Source organism: Nocardiopsis oceani, from assembly GCF_054777395.1.
On sequence record NZ_BAAHAR010000035.1, the window covers coordinates 36,672 to 53,071 of the forward strand.

At 70.7% G+C, this 16,400-nt stretch carries 17 protein-coding genes; 11 read left to right on the forward strand and 6 right to left on the reverse strand.

What is annotated here, in order from left to right:
• Positions 1-3: 3 nt before the first annotated feature.
• From ACYVDG_RS21140 to ACYVDG_RS21150, 3 genes are all read right to left on the reverse strand, one after another.
• Positions 4-489: a flavodoxin family protein gene (locus ACYVDG_RS21140; protein ID WP_460756092.1), complete on the reverse strand. Its 486-nt coding sequence runs from the start codon at positions 487-489 to the stop codon at positions 4-6.
• Positions 486-923, reverse strand: coding sequence for a hypothetical protein (locus tag ACYVDG_RS21145; protein WP_460756096.1), 438 nt, complete (start codon positions 921-923; stop codon positions 486-488). Before ACYVDG_RS21145 ends, ACYVDG_RS21140 begins: the two co-directional genes overlap by 4 nt.
• A 160-nt stretch (positions 924-1,083) precedes the next feature.
• Entirely contained in the window at positions 1,084-1,278 is a 195-nt protein-coding gene (locus ACYVDG_RS21150; RefSeq protein ID WP_460756101.1) for a DUF1918 domain-containing protein, read from the reverse strand.
• Between the two features lie 129 nt (positions 1,279-1,407).
• Here ACYVDG_RS21150 and ACYVDG_RS21155 point away from each other — a divergent pair, with 129 nt between their 5' ends.
• On the forward strand, positions 1,408-1,614 hold the full coding sequence (locus ACYVDG_RS21155) for a hypothetical protein (RefSeq protein WP_460756107.1): 207 nt from the start codon (positions 1,408-1,410) through the stop codon (positions 1,612-1,614).
• A 4-nt stretch (positions 1,615-1,618) separates the two neighbouring features.
• Here the strand turns inward: ACYVDG_RS21155 and fdhA are convergent, their stop codons facing one another.
• Positions 1,619-2,839, reverse strand: coding sequence for a formaldehyde dehydrogenase, glutathione-independent (gene fdhA, locus ACYVDG_RS21160; RefSeq protein ID WP_460756110.1), 1,221 nt, complete (start codon positions 2,837-2,839; stop codon positions 1,619-1,621).
• 168 nt (positions 2,840-3,007) lie between these two features.
• On the opposite strand from fdhA, the gene ACYVDG_RS21165 reads away from it, so the two are divergent.
• Together ACYVDG_RS21165 and ACYVDG_RS21170 are read left to right on the forward strand one after the other, a co-directional pair.
• Positions 3,008-4,528, forward strand: coding sequence for an MFS transporter (locus tag ACYVDG_RS21165; RefSeq protein ID WP_460756115.1), 1,521 nt, complete (start codon positions 3,008-3,010; stop codon positions 4,526-4,528).
• Between the two features lie 7 nt (positions 4,529-4,535).
• Positions 4,536-5,198 (forward strand): acyl-CoA-like ligand-binding transcription factor, encoded by a 663-nt coding sequence (locus ACYVDG_RS21170; RefSeq protein ID WP_460756122.1) that lies wholly within the window; start codon positions 4,536-4,538, stop codon positions 5,196-5,198.
• 21 nt (positions 5,199-5,219) lie between these two features.
• Here the strand turns inward: ACYVDG_RS21170 and ACYVDG_RS21175 are convergent, their stop codons facing one another.
• Complete coding sequence (locus ACYVDG_RS21175) at positions 5,220-5,666, reverse strand: hypothetical protein (protein WP_460756125.1); 447 nt, start codon at positions 5,664-5,666, stop codon at positions 5,220-5,222.
• A gap of 140 nt (positions 5,667-5,806) precedes the next feature.
• On the opposite strand from ACYVDG_RS21175, the gene ACYVDG_RS21180 reads away from it, so the two are divergent.
• The 4 genes from ACYVDG_RS21180 (at position 5,807) to ACYVDG_RS21195 (ending at position 8,938) form a co-directional block, all read left to right on the forward strand.
• On the forward strand, positions 5,807-6,601 hold the full coding sequence (locus ACYVDG_RS21180; protein WP_460756131.1) for a DsbA family protein: 795 nt from the start codon (positions 5,807-5,809) through the stop codon (positions 6,599-6,601).
• 6 nt (positions 6,602-6,607) lie between these two features.
• Positions 6,608-7,537 (forward strand): cytochrome c biogenesis CcdA family protein, encoded by a 930-nt coding sequence (locus ACYVDG_RS21185; RefSeq protein WP_460756136.1) that lies wholly within the window; start codon positions 6,608-6,610, stop codon positions 7,535-7,537.
• 79 nt (positions 7,538-7,616) lie between these two features.
• Positions 7,617-7,994 carry a BlaI/MecI/CopY family transcriptional regulator gene (locus ACYVDG_RS21190; protein ID WP_460756139.1) on the forward strand — a complete coding sequence of 126 codons (378 nt, stop codon included), beginning with the start codon at positions 7,617-7,619 and terminating at the stop codon, positions 7,992-7,994.
• On the forward strand, positions 7,991-8,938 hold the full coding sequence (locus ACYVDG_RS21195; RefSeq protein WP_460756144.1) for a M56 family metallopeptidase: 948 nt from the start codon (positions 7,991-7,993) through the stop codon (positions 8,936-8,938). Before ACYVDG_RS21190 ends, ACYVDG_RS21195 begins: the two co-directional genes overlap by 4 nt.
• Before the next feature lie 149 nt (positions 8,939-9,087).
• Here ACYVDG_RS21195 and ACYVDG_RS21200 read toward each other — a convergent pair whose 3' ends face one another.
• The gene (locus tag ACYVDG_RS21200; protein WP_460756147.1) at positions 9,088-10,596 is read right to left on the reverse strand and encodes a glycoside hydrolase family 30 protein; all 1,509 of its coding nucleotides are present in this window, start codon (positions 10,594-10,596) and stop codon (positions 9,088-9,090) included.
• A 233-nt stretch (positions 10,597-10,829) separates the two neighbouring features.
• Between ACYVDG_RS21200 and ACYVDG_RS21205 the strand changes: the two genes are divergently transcribed.
• The 4 genes from ACYVDG_RS21205 to ACYVDG_RS21220 all read left to right on the forward strand — a co-directional run bounded on the left by ACYVDG_RS21205 (position 10,830) and on the right by ACYVDG_RS21220 (position 16,379).
• The gene (locus tag ACYVDG_RS21205) at positions 10,830-11,459 is read left to right on the forward strand and encodes a TetR family transcriptional regulator (protein WP_460756152.1); all 630 of its coding nucleotides are present in this window, start codon (positions 10,830-10,832) and stop codon (positions 11,457-11,459) included.
• A 75-nt stretch (positions 11,460-11,534) separates the two neighbouring features.
• Positions 11,535-11,660, forward strand: a complete 126-nt coding sequence (locus ACYVDG_RS21210; protein WP_460756155.1) for a hypothetical protein — start codon at positions 11,535-11,537, stop codon at positions 11,658-11,660.
• 469 nt (positions 11,661-12,129) lie between these two features.
• Positions 12,130-14,418, forward strand: coding sequence for a TOMM precursor leader peptide-binding protein (locus ACYVDG_RS21215; RefSeq protein WP_460756158.1), 2,289 nt, complete (start codon positions 12,130-12,132; stop codon positions 14,416-14,418).
• Positions 14,415-16,379 (forward strand): TOMM precursor leader peptide-binding protein, encoded by a 1,965-nt coding sequence (locus ACYVDG_RS21220; RefSeq protein ID WP_460756161.1) that lies wholly within the window; start codon positions 14,415-14,417, stop codon positions 16,377-16,379. The genes ACYVDG_RS21215 and ACYVDG_RS21220 overlap by 4 nt, the downstream gene beginning before the upstream one ends.
• Positions 16,380-16,400: the final 21 nt, after the last annotated feature.

Below are 16,400 nucleotides of genomic sequence, written 5' to 3' on the forward strand. Positions count from 1 at the left end.
CGGTCAGGGGAGCTCGTGCACGAGGCCTGCGGCCCAGTCCTCGACGCGTTTGTGCTCCCCGGGATTGAGCGGGCCCGAGCGGCCGCGGACGTGGAAGCTCGGGCCCCGCCCGGCCCGCCGGAACCCCCTCTTGGTGAGCGCCTTGGCGGCCGCCCGGGCCGCGGAACCGCTGAGCCACTTCTCGAAGGACGTGTCGAAGGTCCGGACGGGCAGGTCGCGCGGTTCGAGACCGGCGATCCACTCGCGCGCGCCCGGGCCTTCGCCGTTGCCGCCCTTGGCGACGGCCTGGGTCCGGGTGCCCGCGCTCGGCATCGAGAAGTCGTGGGTGGGCGCCCCCACGAGCAGCAGGTCGACGTCGGCCGGGATCTCCGAGGGTGCCTCGTCGGTGCCCAGGACGGTCGCGGTGTGCGGGGCGAGTGCGGCGGCGAGGGTCTCGGCGACCTCGCGGGTGTTGCCGAAGTAGGACTCGACGACGATCAGGACCTTCACGCCCGCTCCTTCCAGAGCAGCACCACGGCGACGGCCCCCGCCAGGCAGGGCACCAGGGTGAGCAGCGCCCACGGTGCGGGCAGGATCCGCTCCCCGTACTCGCTGACCAGCAGGTTGAACAGGGCGCCCCCGAAGGCGGCGAGGAGGACGGCGGTCGCGGCGGGGGCGGCCCAGGGACGGCGCCGTGCGGCCCCGCGGACGGTGAGGAACCAGGTCAGTACACCTATGGTGCCCGTCGCGTAGAGGTAGGCGAAGAGCAGGTTCGGATCGGGCACGGTGCCGTGCGGTGCGTAGTGGTCCCGGACCCGGTCGGCGATGCCGTGCAGTGCCAGGTGGTCGGCGACCAGGGCCGCGAGGACCACAAGGGTGAGCACGATCCCGGCGGACAGGGCAGTGGTGGAGGCGGGGCGCGTGCGTTCCTCTGTCAGTGGCATGGAGCCCTCTCAAAAGAAAGTTACTGTCAAATAAGAGTGACTTTTATTGTGTGGGAGGCTCTAGGGCCGAACGTCCCTGCCGCGGAGAAGCCCCGGCCCAGTGCGCTGCGCCACCGGGTCGGGGCTTCCCAACTCGATCCTCGTCCGCTCTTCGGGGCGGTCAGTCCCCGGGTTCCCTGGGGTGGACCACAGTGTCGGGGCCCGGATAGATGACCCGCTCCTCGCCGTCGGCGAAGCGGACCAGGTAGGGCGGGCCGTTATTGGATCCGCGGACCTCGATGATCTCGGCCTCGTGTTCGCCCTTGGCGCTGGTGACGCCGTGTGTGTGCAGTAGGTCCCCGACGGTCGCTCGCATCTGCTCCCCCTTGAATCGACGACCGGACTCCCCAAGGCCGGTCACAGTCCGGGGGTACCCGTGGTTCGGCCGGGATGAACCAGGGATACCTGTGCGGATACCGCCCAACGGACGGCCTAGGATGTGCGGGTGAACAAGGTCGTACCGGTCATCGCTTTCGTCGTCTTCATCGTCGTGTTCGTGCTCTCGCGCACCGCCACCCGTGACGTCCTGGAGTCCTGGGTCGACCTACAGGGCGTGGTCCTCGAGCTGGGCTCCCTCGTGGCGTCGATGGGTATCGCCGCTCTCGCCGCGGGGGCGGTGCTCTACGTGAGCCGGATCGTCACCGGAGAGTGACGCCTCAGCCGGTGCCGAGGTAGCCGTTGGGGTCGAGGACGTACTTGCTCGCCGCCCCCTTGTCGAAGGACTGGTAGCCCTCCGGGGCATCCTCCAGCGGGATCGCGACGGCGTTGACCGCCTTGGCGATGTCGATCCGGTCGTTGAGGATCGCCATCATCAGCTGGCGGTGGTACTTCATCACCGGGCACTGTCCGGTGTAGAAGGCGTGCGACTTGGACCAACCGAGCCCGAACCGGATCGACAGCGAACCCACCTTGGCGGCTTCGTCCACCGCACCCGGGTCACCGGTGACGTACAGGCCCGGGATGCCGATCGACCCGCCCGCCTTGGTGACGTCCATGGCGTCGTTCAGGACGCTGGCCGGGGCCTCCTCGCCCGACTTGTCGCCGCTGCCGTGCGCCTCGAAGCCGACGGCGTCCACGGCACAGTCCACGGCGGGCGTACCGAGCAGCTGCTCGATCAGGTCGCCCGTTTCTCCCTCGGAGATGTTGACGGTCTCGCAGCCGAACCTGCGCGCCTGGGCGAGCCGGTCCTCTTGGAGGTCGCCGACGATCACCACGGCGGCGCCCAGGAGCTGGGCGGAGGCGGCGGCCGCGAGCCCCACGGGCCCGGCGCCCGCGATGTAGACCGTTGAACCCGTGGTCACGCCCGCGCTGACGCAGCCGTGGTAACCCGTCGGAAAGATGTCCGACAGCATCGTGAGGTCGAGCATCTTCTCGAGGGCCTGGTCGCGGTCGGGGAACTTCAGCAGGTTCCAGTCCGCGTACGGCACCAGTGCGTACTGCGCCTGTCCGCCGACCCAGCCGCCCATGTCGACGTAGCCGTAGGCCGAGCCGGGGCGGTCCGGGTTGACGTTGAGACAGATCTCCGTCCGCCGGGCCTTGCAGTTCACACAGCGGCCGCAGGCGATGTTGAAGGGTACTGAGACGAGGTCGCCGACCTCGATGAACTCGACGTCGCGGCCCTTCTCGACCACTTCGCCGGTGATCTCGTGCCCGAGGACCAGGCCTTCGGGGGCGGTGGTGCGGCCGCGGACCATGTGCTGGTCACTGCCGCAGATATTGGTGGCGACGACCTTGAGGATCACCCCGTGCGGGACCTGGCGGCCCACGTTGGCCGGGTTGACGCCCGGTCCGTCGCGCAGCACGAACTCCGGATACGCGATGTCCTCGACCTCGACCTTGCCGGGTCCTTGGTAGAGCACGCCTCTGTTGCCGGTCATGTCCTTCCTACCTCTCCGCGCCGGCCGCCTCTTCATACCGGCGCATGTGGAACGTGTCACATCCCTTTCCTGTGCGCGGCCGCGCTAACCCGCTCCAGGGCTCGACAGCCGCGCAATAAAAAATGATAGTGTCTATCAAAAGACAGTCACGTCCATTTTGGAGCGGCGATGACTGACATCCCCCATCGGTGGTGGGCGCTGGCCGCGCTCACGCTGGCCGTCCTGGTTTTCGACCTCAACCTCACGATCGTGAACGTCGCCCTGCCCACGCTGGCAGTGGAGCTGGACGCCACCACGGCCCAACTCCAGTGGCTCCCGAACGCCTACATGCTGATGGTGGCCGCTGCGCTGCTCCCCGCCGGGCTCCTGGGCGACCGGTTCGGCCCCCGGAAGCCGCTGCTGGTGGCGCTCCTCGCCCTCGCCGCGGCGGCTGTGGGCTGCTCACTGGCGACCACCCCCGAAGCGCTCAATATCGGGCAGGGGGTGCTCGGGCTCGCCGCGGGTTTCGTGCCCGCGCTGACCCTGTCCTTGGTCAATGCGCTGTTCCCCGGAAAGGAACGGGCACGGGCCCTCGCGGTCTGGACGGCGGGGCTCACCCTGGGCATCCCGCTCGGGCCGATCGTGGGCGGCGCGCTCCTCGCCCACTTCTGGTGGGGCACGATCTTCCTGGTGAACCTGCCCCTGGTGGCGATCGCGGTGGTGATGATCGCCCTGCTCGTGCCGGGCGCCGGCGGTTCGGACGACGTGCGGTTCGACGCTCCCGGGGTGCTCATGGCCAGTGGCGGTCTGGTCGCCTTCACGTACGGCTTGGTGGCGGCGGGTGAGCGTGGCTGGGCGGCCCCGCTGACGCTGGTGGCGTTGGGCTCCGGCGTCCTGCTCCTCGCGGGGTTCGCCCTGTGGGTGCGCCGGGCACCGCACCCCATCGTGCGCCCCGAACTGTTCCGGAGCAGGGGGTTCGTGGGCGGCGTCCTGCTCGCCACCTTGGTGACCTTCGCCCTGATGGGCGCGATCTATACGCTCCCGCAGTACTTCCAGGCGGTGTTCGGGTCGGGCCCGCTCGGGACCGGGCTGCGGTTGATGCCCGTGGTGGGCGGCCTTCTGGTGGGTGTGCTGCTGGCCAGCCCGGTCCGGGAGCGCTACGGGGCACGGACGGTGATCGCGGCCGGCTTCGCCGTGCTCGCCGCCGGTGCCGGGCTGGGTGCGGTCGCCGGATCCGGCGCGGAGGCGGCAGCCGGGGGTAGCTACGGCCTGATGGCACTGTGGATGGCGGTGGTGGGGGCCGGGGCCGGGCTGGGACTGCCCGCCACCATGGACGCCGCGATGGCCGCGCTGCGGCCGGGGAGCGCGGGCGTGGGATCGGCGGTCATGCAGGCTCTGCGCCAGGTCGGCGGGGCCTTCGGAGTGGCACTGATCGGCGGGGTCCTGGCTGCCGGGTACCGCACGGGCGTCGACGTGGCCGGGTTGCCTTCGGACCGGGCCGAGGCGGTGCTGCGCACTCCGGCGGGCGGCGTTCGGGCGGCCGAGGAGACGGGGTCGGCGGAGCTCTTGGCGTCCGTGCGGGGCGCCTTCGTGCAGGGCATGGCCGGGACGCTGTGTTTGACCGCCGGAGTCGCGGTGGCCGGGGCGGTGACGGCCCTCGTGCTGCTGCCGAAGGTGCGGGATGAGAAACCGAGCCCGGTTGCGCGATGATGTGCCCATGGGCTTGCGAGAGCAGAAGAAGGCCGCCACGCGTGCGGAGATCAGCCGCCAGGCGCTGCGGCTCTTCCAGGAGCAGGGGTACGAGGCCACCACGACCGAACAGATCGCCGCCGCGGCCAATGTCTCGCCGAGCACGTTCTTCCGGTACTTCCCGACCAAGGGCGAGGCGGTGCTGGTGGAGGACGTCTTCCCCGAGGTGTTCCGCCACTTCATGGCCCAACCCGAGGGGACGCCGCTCACCGAGGCTCTGCGGATCGGGCTGCGGGAGACCTACGGGCGTATGGACGAGGCGGGGCGGGAGGCGGACCGGTCCCGGCGCGAGCTGCTGTTCACCGTGCCCGAACTGCGCATGGCGCTGATGGACCGGTACGCGGTGGGGATCGAGGAACTGTGCGCGGCGGCGGCCGACCGGACGGGGCGGGACCGGCAGGACCTGGCCGTGCGCACGTGGGCGGGCGCGATCATCGGGGTGCTGGCGTCGGTGTCCATGGGGATCGGCGACGGCGGCGCGGAGGGTTCGGCGCCTGGCGCATCCGAGGTCCCCGATAGCCCCGATGCCCCCGTAGCCCCCGTAGCCCCCGTTGCCTCCGCGGTCGGCGCGGACTTCGCTGAGGTGTTGGACGACGCGATCGCACTGGTGGAGGCGGGCCTCCCACTCTGAGCGGAGCAGGGTCCGTCCTGATCAGGAAGTGGGGGCGGGGACCGGGCAGGCGGCGTTCGCGCGGAGCCGGGAACGCAGCGCCACGGCCAGCAGGACGAGCCCGGCGGCGGCGAGCAGGGGCTGGAGCGGGGCAAACCAGGCCATGGCACCGCTGGTCCCGAGGGCCAGCAGGACGAGCTTGTTGCAGACCGGGCAGCCGATCGCGAACCAGGCGAGCAGGCCGCCGCCGAGCCCGCGCTTGCTTCCGGGGCCGTCCGAGCCCTCGGCGACCGGGCGGGTGTAGGTGGCGAACAGCAGCCCGGACAGGAGGGCGGTGGCCACCCATACCGGATAGGACCACCACGTGGGATCGATCTCACGGGCGAAGATCCCGTTGGGAATGAGCACCGCGGGCAACCCCAGGACGAGTAGGGTCAGGGCCGCGCCGACCGCCGCGGTGACCCACTGCCGTGTACCCCAGTCACGCATGTTCCGTCCCTCCTGTGCGGCGCCCGAGCGCTCGAGTCCTCGAGTCGTGGCTGTGTGCCACCGTACTGGCACGCCGCCGCTGGTTTCTATGGAGCATAGAGTATTCTCTATGCGTCATAGAAAACGGGGGTGGAAGAAGCATGCCGAAGGACGGCGACGAGTCCAAGGTCGGCACGAAGCCGAAGGGCGCGAAGCCCAAGGGTGCGAAGCCGAAGGCCGCGAAGAAGAAGAGCATCTCACCGCTGCTGCTGGGCGGGGCGGTCCTCGTCTCCCTGGTCGTCGCGGTGATCGTGGGCCTGAACCTGGAGGACGACGGGGACGCCGAGGCACCCGACTCGGCCGCGGTGGTCGACCACGTCGACGAGGAACAGCGCGAGTGGGGGCAGGACCTGGCCCGGCGCAACGCCGACGACCCGATGGCCCTGGGCGACGCGGACGCCCCCGTGGTCCTGGTGGCCTACTCCGACTTCGCCTGCCCCTACTGCGCGACCTGGGCGCAGGAGACCCAGCCGGAACTGGTCGAGCGCTACGTCGACTCCGGTGACCTGCGGATCGAGTGGCGGGAGTTCCCCTACCTGGGCGACGTCTCGCAGACGCTCTCTGTGGGCGCGGTCGCCGCGGGCGAGCAGGAGGCGTTCTGGGAGTACCAGGAGGCGGTGTTCGAACGGCAGGACGACCTCAAGTCCTCCTCGGACCCGGACGAGGACCTCGGTGAGGTGGCAGAGGAGATCGGCCTCGACCCCGACCAGTTCCTGGAGGACCTGCGCTCGGAGCGGAGCGGGATCGAGGTCGGACACGACTTCGTGGAGGGGCAGCAGATCGGGGTCAGCGCGACCCCGGCCTTCATCGTCAACGGAGACCCCATCATGGGCGCGCAGCCCCTCGACGTGTTCCTGGAGAGCGTGGACACGGCGCTCGCCGCGGCAGGGGAGTGACCGGCCGTGGACATCGGATTCGTCGCGGCCGTACTCGGCGGCCTGCTGGTCCTGCTCAGTCCCTGTAGCGCGCTGCTCCTCCCGTCGTTCTTCGCCTACGCGTTCCGTGACACGGGGAGGCTCCTGCTGCGCACCGGAGTCTTCTACGCGGGACTCTGCCTGACCCTGGTGCCGCTCGGAGCGGGATCGGCGATGGTGAGCATGCTCTTCTACGGCCACCGCGACCTGCTGATCAACGCGGCGGGCGGCCTGATCATCGCCTTCGGTGTCGCCCAGATCCTGGGGCTCGGCTTCACCTGGGGCGTGCTGGCCCGCGCCCAGGGCCGGTTCGCGGCCGGCCGGGGCAGCCTGTCCGTCCTGGGCCTCGGAGCGGTCTACGGCCTCGCCGGTTTCTGTTCGGGTCCGATCCTCGGCGCGGTGCTCACCGTCGCGGCCACCGGAACCCCCGTCCGGGGCATGCTGCTCATGGCCGCCTACGGGCTGGGCATGGTGCTTCCGATGTTCTTCCTGGCGCTGCTGTGGGACCGCTACGACCTGGGCAGCCGCCAGTGGCTGCGGGGCCGGACCGTGAGTCTCGGCCCGCTGCGCACCCACACGACCGCGCTGCTGACCGGGGCGCTGTTCGTGGGGATCGGCGTGCTGTTCGTGGCCTTCGACGGCACCGCGTCGATGGTCGGGCTCCCCGGCACCGGCTGGATGGCCGAGGTCGCCGACCAGGCGCAGGGGACGCTCACACAGCTGAGCGGAGCCACCGACACCGTCGCCCTGGTGGCGCTGGTCGGCACGGTCACCCTGGTCGTGGCCGCGACCCTCCTCAACCGCAAGCCGGGCCGGGACGACGAGAACGACGAGGCCGACTCCGCGACCGGGCCCGAGGCCGAGACCGCGACCGGGCCCGGTGCCGAGACCGAGAAGGCGGAGGGCCGTGCCGACTAGAAGCGGTGGCGGAAGCGAGGGGAGGTGAGTGGGAAACGTGCCTATTCTGGACGGAGAAGCGCAGGAGGAACGGCGGTCCATGAGTAACACGGTTCCCGGGCTCGGGTCACTGGAGTCCGCGGTGATGGGGGTCCTGTGGGCCGCGGGGAAACCGATGAGCGTGCGCGAGGTGGTCGATGCGCTACCGGGCCGGGAACCGGCCTACACCACCATCTCCACGGTCCTGGAGAACCTGCGCCGCAAGGACTGGGTCGACCGCGAGCGCACCGGCCGCCTCTGGTTCTACCGGGCGCTGCGCGACCGCGCCTCGCACGCGGCCGAGCGCATGCACGGTGCCCTGGACGACAGCGGCAACTCCCAAGCGGCCCTGCTGCGCTTCGTCGACCGGATGGATCCGGGGGACCTCGACGTCCTCCGTGACCTGCTCGCCGACATCCCCCGGCACGAGGACACATGACCTGGTCCGTCGCGGCTCTGGCCGCCGTACTGCTGTGGAGCGCCGCCGGTCCTTGGGTACTGCGTGCCTTCCACCGGCGCCTGGGCCCCTCGGCCGGGGCGATGCTCGCGCTGTGGACGCTCACCACCGTCACGTGGCTGCTGGCCTGCGGGGTCCTCCTCGCCACCCTGGTCACCCAGGTGATGGGCCCCGGAATCAAGGCGTTCGTCGCCGCCTGCGCCGACCTCCTCCAGGCGGTACACGCCAACGGGGCCGAGAGCGGACTCGTGATCGCGGGGCTCCTGGGCGGGGCGGGGCTGGCACGGTTCTCCTGGACCGCGGTCCGGCGCCGCGGCGCCCGCGTCGCCTGGACGCGGGAGCACGGACGAGAACTGAGCGCCAGCGGCCGCCGCCGCACCCTGCACCTGGACCGGGTCTGGCTGGTGGACACCCCCGAACCCGCCGCCTACTGCCTGCCCGGCCGGGGACTGGGCATCGTCGTCACCAGGGGAGCACTCGATCAGCTGAACGCTTCCGAGCTGCGCGCGGTCCTCGCCCACGAACGCGCACACCTGGACGGGCGCCACCACTTCCTGGTCACTTGGACGAGGCTGCTCGACACCGCCTTCCCCGGTGTTCCGCTGCTCCGCGCGGCGGCGCGGGAGGTTCCCGAGCTGGTGGAGTGGGCCGCTGACGACCGGGCCGCGCGCGAGGTCGGTCCGCACGCGCTGGCCCACGCCCTCGGGATCATGGCGGCGTCGGGGGTGCGCGGGCCCGAACCGGCGCTGTCCGCGTCGGGAGCCTGCCCGGTACGCCGGGTACGCCGCCAGGTCCGGCCGCCCGGACCCTCCGCCGGGCTCGTCGTCAACGCGGCCGCGGCCCTGGTCGTGGTTCTGCCCTTGGCGCTGACGGTGCTGGCGACCGCGCTCAACGTGGCCGTTCCGCACTGCGAGTGCGTGGGCTGACCGACCGAACCGGGGCGGACGCCCTGTTGGCGGGCGCAGCGCTGGCGGGTGCCTTGCCGGTGGGCGCAGTGCTGGCGGGCGCCCTCTCGGAGGCCCGCCAGCTCCCTGCTCTGCTCGATAGTCCCGGCTAGGCCGTACTCACGGCCGGGTCACCAGGTGAAGGTGGCCACCGAACCGGCGGGCAGGGTGTACGACAGCGAGGCCCCGTCCTCGGTGACGGAGAAGGTGTGGTCCTCCTCGGTGTCCGCGTTGACCACGAACGCGGTCTTCCCGCCGTCCGGGTTCTCGAACACCACGTTCTGGACCCCGCCGCTGCCTTCGCTGGTGGAACCGATCCTGGTGGCTCCGGGCTCGACGAACCCGGCCAGGTGGCCGAGTACGTAGTACTCGCCGTTGTAGGTGGTGTCGGAGCCGTCGATCGCCACGACCCCGGTGCACCGGTCGTCGCAGTTGCCCTGGTGCGGGCCGCCGTCGGCGTCCAGCGCGAGGTTCCAGGTCACGGTGGTCTCGCCGCCGTTGCGCATGTTGCCCACCACCAGGTGCTCGGACTGCCACCACAGGGTCTCGGAGAAGACCTCGCCGTCGGGTCCGTCACCGCTGCCCGAGCACTCGGTGAAGTACACGCGCTTGCCCGCGTCCACGACCTCGCTCTGCGCCGAGGGGTCGCCCGCGTAGCAGTGGAACGCGGCGCCCTGGACCCGGTCGATGCCCTCGGTGCCCTCGAACACCTCCAACGGGTACTCCGGCTCGTCCCAGTTGTGGTCGTAGGCGTACAGATCGGTGTCCAGTCCGGCCTCGGTGAGGGCCTCGTCCAGGACGTGGAAGAAGGCGGCCTGCTCGTCGGCGGGGACGTAGGTGGACGGGTAGTCGGTGTCCAGCAGCGGTTCGTTCTGCATGGTGAGGTCGGCGAGGTCGATGCCCTCGTCGGCGTACGCCTCGACCGCGTTGACCAGGTAGTCCGCGTAGTCCTCGTAGTGGTCGGGGTCGAGCCCGCCTCCGTTGAGGGAACCGCCGGTCTTCATCCAGGCCGGGGGCGACCACGGGCTGCCCATGAAGCGGATGTCCGGGTTGTGCTCCAGGGCCTGCTGGACGACCGGGATGATCTCCTGCCGGTCCCGGTCGATGCTGAACTCTCCGGGGGTGTCCTCGTAGGTGTAGAAGTCACCGGCGTTGAAGTCGGTACTGCCCAGCGGCTGGCGCAGGTAGCTCAGTCCGATCCCGTCCTCCGGGGAGAACAGGGTGGCCATCAGCTCGTCGCGTTCGCTCTCGGGCAGTTCGGAGATGAGGTGCGCGGAGGCCTCGGTAACCGAGGCGCCGGCTCCGGTGAAGGTCTGCTCGCGCTGGTCGTCGTCGACCGCGATGTCGATGTCCTCGGGCGAGGACGTGAACGGCACGTCGTCCTGCTGGGTGAGGGTGTGGGAACGGTCCGGCGTGGTCATCCAGACACTCGCCGAGTCCTGCGCGGCGGTCTGCGCGGCGGACTGTTCGGAGGAGGCCGCGACCGCAGTGGCGTCGGTCCGGTCGGAGGCCGAGGTGGCCGCGCCGACAGCGGTGGCGCCGAGGGCGAGGGCGCAGGCCGTGGCCAGGGCGGCGGGGACGCGTCCGCGGCGGGGGCTCCGGTGGTCGGGTTCGGGGGTTCTGGGGGTGGAGCGATTCATGGTTTCTCCCGTTACTGCTGAGCGGGTCGTCTCGGGGGTTCGGGCGTGCGTCCTCCCTTCGTCGCGAGGGGCCCGTGTCACGGGTCCGTGCCGCCTGCATGACAACACACTTAACGAGTGTTCGGTAGGTACCTTTTCGAATTATTTACCAAGTAGTCGGTAGGTAGGCGGAACTGCCCTGTTCGCAGGGGTTCCGGGGGGCATCGGACGAGCAGGGCCGTAGACTCGCCCCCGTGAGATCCAAGCGAGCAGGCAACGGCGGAACCCGACGACGGACACCGCGCGGGGACCGTGCCGAGCGGCGCGCGGACATCCTCCGGATCGCCACGGACGCCTTTGCGACCAAGGGCTACAACAAGGCGTCCCTCGCCGAGATCTCCGAGCGGGCCGGGCTCACCCAGGCAGGGGTGCTCCACCACTTCCCCTCCAAGGAAGCCCTGCTCACCGGGGTCCTCGACCTGCGTGACGCTTCCGCGATCGAGGACCTGGGCGACGAGCGCCCCCGCGGCCTCGACTTCCTCCGCCACCTCGTCGACACGATCCGGCGCAACACCGCACGCGAGGGCATCGTCCAGCTCTACGCAGTGCTCTCCGCCGAGAGCGTCACCGACGACCACCCCGCCCAGGGCTACTTCCGCGACCGCTACGACGGGCTCCGGGGCATCCTCACCGAGGCATTGGAAGAGGCGAAGACGGCCGGAGAGGTCGCCGGGGACATGGACGCCCGTGCCGTGGCGGTCTCGATCATCGCGGTGATGGACGGCCTCCAGGTCCAGTGGCTGCTCGACCCCGAGGGCGTGGACATGGCCGCACACACCCAGCTGACCATAGAGCGCCTGGCCGGGGCCGACCTGTCCCGCTGAGGGACCCGCGCCCCGCCGATCTCCCGGACACCCCCGACGCAACCGGCGACGACCTCGCCCCCCTACCTGGACGCCTTGCGGGGCAGGAACACCCCGCAGGCCCTCTGGGCCCTGGCCGACCTGGTCAGCGAGGTCGCGCACACCACGCCCCGGGTTCGCGACGACCGGGTGGTCACCTGGCTGGCGACCACTCGCGGCTAGCTGGAGAGCGGGTTCTCCGAGAGGGCCGAGTCTGGACGCACGGAGCTGGCCGAGGCCCTCTCTGAGGCGCGCCAGCTCCTGGACCTGGTCACCCTGGAGGAACCGGTCGCCTCAGACCCCGGCAGCCCCGAACCCAGCGGTCCACTCGACCCGACAGGCTCGTCCGAACCGCGCTGAGGTCCCTTCCTGGCATGCCTGGGTGTCTTCCTGGCATCCGGCGGACACCACCCCGGTTCACCTCTTCCCCACGCCCGCTTTGACCTGCCCGGACACGAACAAGACGATGCGGGCACCAGGTGCTATGAGAACGCCAGACAAGTGCAAGGACCCCTTCGGAGGATCGATCGTGCGTCCCGATTCGTGAGGCTTGCTTCGCGCAGGGGACGGTCGACCGGCACCCGCCCCGCCCATGGGTGCGACGCCGCATCGGCCCAACGGACACTGAGACTTGCGAACAGGGGTCACAGCCATGCGAACAGAGCCCGCGGAGCACGCGCCGTCGGACCGTTCCACTACGGGGGAGCGGGAGATCCGGGAGGTCCGACCACGGCTGCGGCACGACGTCCTGTTCGCCGACACCGGCGACGGGGTGCTTTTCCGGCACGCGGAGGCGAGCTTCGCCGTCAAGGGCCGTACCGCCTACCGCTTCTTCACCGCGTTGGCCCCCTTCCTCGACGGCGGGGTCACCGTCGCTGAACTGGAGGGGGTGATCCCCGAGCAGCAGAGGCCGATGCTGCTCCACCTGGTCGGCACACTCCTCGAACGGGGTTTCGCACGGGACAGCCGCCCTTCGCCGGGCACGTTCCTCGATAAGGAGACCACCACCCGGTTCCAACGCCAGATCGACTACGTGGAGCACTACGTCGACGGCGGCCACGAACGTTTCGCGCGATTCCGGGACCTGAGGGTCCTGGTCGTGGGTGAGGGCCCGGTCGCGGAACGGGCCGCGCTCGGCCTGGTCCGCAACGGCGCCGCACACGTCGATACCGCTTCCGAAGCGGGGATCTCCACCGCTCTCCTCGAGGAGGCCGACCAGCTCAAGGGCGAGGGCTGCCCGGTGGAACTGAGGGCCACCGGTCTTCACCTGTCCGGCCTCACCCCCGGGGACCTGGCCAGCTACAACCTCGTCCTCCTCGCCGCGGGGGACCGGTCACTGTCCGATGTGTGGCGACTGTGCGCGCATGAGCGCAGCCCTCCGCTTCTTACTCTGGTAGTTCTGGACGGCAAAGCGGTGATGGGGCCGTTCGACCTCCGTGGTACCGAGTCGTGCTGGAACTGCGCGCTCCTGCGATACACCGAGACCGCGGACGACACAGTGGCGGCGCGGGTCTGGCGCCGACTCCAAACCGGAGGGGAACGCCCGGACGACGTCCGGATCTCGGGCCCGCAGGCCGCGATGCTGGGCAACGCGCTGGCCTTCGAGGCCTTCCGCTGGAGCACCGGTGTGATCGAGGGGGAGACCTTCGGCGCCGCCCTCGTCCAGGACCTGCGCACACTGGACAGCGTCTCCGAGCGGATCCTGCCCCACCCCTCCTGTCCCTGTGGTCATCGCGGCATCGCACACCCACGTGCGGCGCTTACCGACCTCGCCGGGATCTCCCCCGAGCCCGACGTCCCGGAGGCCGTGGAAGAGGCCTACAAGGCCACGGAGGCCATGGTGGGCGAGCACTTCGGGATCGTCCAGGACTTCCTCGACCTCGATCTGGCCCAGTCACCGCTGAAAATGAGCCGGATACTCCTGGCTGGTGAGGACCGGGAAGGGAGGCGGGTCGCCCGCGCGGACCTGCACACCACGCTCCGGGCCCGGTTGCGCACGATCCACGCGGCGGCGCTACGCCACGTGGAGATGGGCGCCGCGCACACCGATCCCGCCGCTGTTCCGGCCCCCGCGCAGTTCGGCGCGCACGGGGACCCCCAGAGCCCGCTCCTGGGGTCCGGCCAGCTCGGCGCGGCCACCGGCGTGCACCTCGGACAGCCCCCGGGACCAGTCGTGACCGGGATCGGCCTGGCCGACGGGGCCGCGTTCCGGGTACCGGTCGCCGCGGTGCACCCTCGTACCAGCGCCAACCGGGACGGGCTCTACGAGCGAACCCACGCGGGCGAGGGGGCCGGATCGACCATCGGACATGCCGTCCACGCCGGACTGTTCGGAGCCGCGGCCCTCGACGCACTCCAACACGCCGCGGCTGGGTCCCCGGTGATCCGTCTTGACCCAGGAACCCCCGAGGCCGGGAGCGAACTGGAGTTCCTGACCAGGGTCATCCGGACCCTTGGCATCGAAACGGTGCACTTCCTGCTGCCGGGCCTGGTCCCCACTGTCCTGGTGCGGAGGAAGGAACAGGAGGAGCAACAAGAGGAGAAGGGGAAGCGGGACGGCGAACCGGATGAGGGAATCCCCGGACTTTGGGCTCTGGGACACGGGTCCACCGAGATCGAGGCCCTGGTCACGGCCCTCCGAGACCTGGTGGCGATGGTGCAGCTGGCGGACGAGGCCGTCCCGGCCGAGGAGATCACCCCGGTCTGGCTGGAGGCCTTCGATCCGCGTGCTATCACGGTCGGTCCCACCCCGCGTGGACCGCGGACGGACGATCCACCCGCCACGGCCGAGCACGTGCTGGACCTGCTGCTCCAGTACGGGCGGGACGTCGTCGTCGTGCCCACCGGCTCTCTGGACCTCGCGGTACGGACCGGCGTCCACACGGTCCGTGCCCTGCTGACCGTGGCGAACGGTACCGTCACTGGGGCGACCGCCGGATGACGGACCGAACTGACGGCATTGTCTCGGATCCCCGCTTGGAACAGGCACGGGTCCGGCTGCAACGGGCCCTGCCCCAGGGGCCGAACGGCCCGTGGGCCGGCGTCGTGGTGCACACCCTCGGGGAACGGGACCTGCTCCGAGAGACCGCCGACCTCTGCTGGCGCGACCCAGGCCCCGACGGTCCGGTGCTCCCCGTTTTCCTCTGTGACGGCGCCGTTTTGTTGGGGCCGGTCCGGAACGGCCCCGCCCTGGCCTCGGGCTGTCTGGTGTGCCTGGCACAGCGCTGGCAGCGCCTGCGTCCGGACGAGGAACGCGACGCCCTCGAACTCGGCGGTCGGATGCGGGCGACCATCGAGCCACCCCACCTCACCGGGTTCGCGCTGGACACGGTCCGGGCTCTGGCCGACGTCCTGGGCGAACCCGGACGCCGGGCTGACGGTGACGCCAACGGCAACCCCTACGTGTACCGCTTGGACCTTGCGAACCTTGGGGTCCGGAGACATCCGCTGCTGCCCCAGGCGCGCTGCCCGGGATGCGCCGAAGACACCCCGGACACACCGTCCGCGGCTGTGATCGAACCACGACGACTCCCCAAACCCGACCCCGGTGCCACCCGGGTGAGACGCCCCGCCGAGTACCGGCTGCCCGTGGCCGGGCTCACCAACCCGGTCTGCGGCGCCCTCGCCGCACGGAGCCTCCCCCGGCTGGACAACACCACCACCGCACCGACTGTGGGATACGTGTCCGTACGCGGGTCCGGCTACCTGCACCAGTCCTACTGGGGCGGCCATGCGGACCGCTACCGGGAGAGCCTTCGGCTCGGCCTGCTCGAAGGACTCGAGCGCTCGGTCGGGCTCGACGCCCGACGAACCCGGCCGACGGTCAGGGGCTCTTACCGGCAGTTCGCAGCCGAGGCGATCGACCCCCGTCAACTCGGCTCCTACGACCCTTCCTTCTACGAACACAACCCCCATTACCAGCCCTTCTGCGAGGAGACGGAGCTGACCTGGGTATGGGGGTACTCCCTACGCGACCGGCGACCCGTCCTCGTCCCCGAGACCTCGGTGTACTACCACGGGAGTGGTGCCGACCGGAAGATCGCCCAAGAGTGCTCGAACGGGTGCGCTACCGGCGGCAGCCGGGAAGAGGCCGTCCTTCACGGGATATTCGAGCGTGTGGAGCGCGATGCCTTCCTGCTGGCCTGGTACGGACGCCTCCCGCTCACCGAGATCACCGCGGACAGTTGGGAGCGCACCCCGACCCGGTGGATGGTGGCCCGGCTCGCGATGTACGGCTACCGCGTGCGGTTCTTCGACGCCAGGCCGGATTTTTCGATCCCCGTCGTCATCGCAGTGGCCGAACGCGTGGACGCGGGTCCGGGCATGCTCTGCTTCGGGGCCGGAGCCAATCTGGATCCAGAGGCCGCCGCCGAGTCGGCGTTGCGCGAGGTCGCCTTCGAGGTGCCCAACGCCGCTGCCCACACCACCCGGTTCCGGGAGCACCTGCTCGCTATGGCCACCGACTTCCGCCGGGTGCGCGATCTGGAAGACCACCCGGGGCTCTACGGGCTTGCGGAGACCCGGGTGCACGCTGACCACGTCCTGGGCCCGCACGCCGGGCCCGACCCTGCCACTGTCCCCGCTGCGGAGGCGTATCGGAAGTGGGGCCGGGACCGGCCGCGCAACCACGACCTCACTGATGACCTGGCGTACTGCCGCGACCAGCTGGCGTCGGCTGGATTCGACACGGTCACGGTGGACCAGACCTCCTCGGAACAACTCCAGATCGGAGTGCACACCATGTGCGTGCTCACCCCCGGCCTGCTCCCCATCGACTTCGGTTGGGATCGGCAGCGGGCCCTGGTCATGCCGAGGATCGGAGAGGTCTCCCGAACTCACGGCCGTGACCGCGGCAGTGTCCGCGCGGCACTCGACTCGGCGGTACCGCACCCGTTCCCCTGAGCCGCCGCGCCTGGGCCGCCC

What these genes read in the sequence shown, in the direction of transcription:
- ACYVDG_RS21170 (WP_460756122.1), top strand. Translation starts at nt 4,536, where the DNA reads ATGGGCTTGCGAGAGCAGAAGAAGGCCGCCACGCGTGCGGAGATCAGC.
- ACYVDG_RS21180 (WP_460756131.1), top strand. Translation starts at nt 5,807, where the DNA reads ATGCCGAAGGACGGCGACGAGTCCAAGGTCGGCACGAAGCCGAAGGGC.
- ACYVDG_RS21220 (WP_460756161.1), top strand. Translation starts at nt 14,415, where the DNA reads ATGACGGACCGAACTGACGGCATTGTCTCGGATCCCCGCTTGGAACAG.
- ACYVDG_RS21215 (WP_460756158.1), top strand. Translation starts at nt 12,130, where the DNA reads ATGCGAACAGAGCCCGCGGAGCACGCGCCGTCGGACCGTTCCACTACG.
- ACYVDG_RS21195 (WP_460756144.1), top strand. Translation starts at nt 7,991, where the DNA reads ATGACCTGGTCCGTCGCGGCTCTGGCCGCCGTACTGCTGTGGAGCGCC.
- fdhA (WP_460756110.1), bottom strand. Translation starts at nt 2,839, where the DNA reads ATGACCGGCAACAGAGGCGTGCTCTACCAAGGACCCGGCAAGGTCGAG.
- ACYVDG_RS21165 (WP_460756115.1), top strand. Translation starts at nt 3,008, where the DNA reads ATGACTGACATCCCCCATCGGTGGTGGGCGCTGGCCGCGCTCACGCTG.
- ACYVDG_RS21175 (WP_460756125.1), bottom strand. Translation starts at nt 5,666, where the DNA reads ATGCGTGACTGGGGTACACGGCAGTGGGTCACCGCGGCGGTCGGCGCG.
- ACYVDG_RS21145 (WP_460756096.1), bottom strand. Translation starts at nt 923, where the DNA reads ATGCCACTGACAGAGGAACGCACGCGCCCCGCCTCCACCACTGCCCTG.
- ACYVDG_RS21150 (WP_460756101.1), bottom strand. Translation starts at nt 1,278, where the DNA reads ATGCGAGCGACCGTCGGGGACCTACTGCACACACACGGCGTCACCAGC.
- ACYVDG_RS21200 (WP_460756147.1), bottom strand. Translation starts at nt 10,596, where the DNA reads ATGAATCGCTCCACCCCCAGAACCCCCGAACCCGACCACCGGAGCCCC.
- ACYVDG_RS21190 (WP_460756139.1), top strand. Translation starts at nt 7,617, where the DNA reads ATGAGTAACACGGTTCCCGGGCTCGGGTCACTGGAGTCCGCGGTGATG.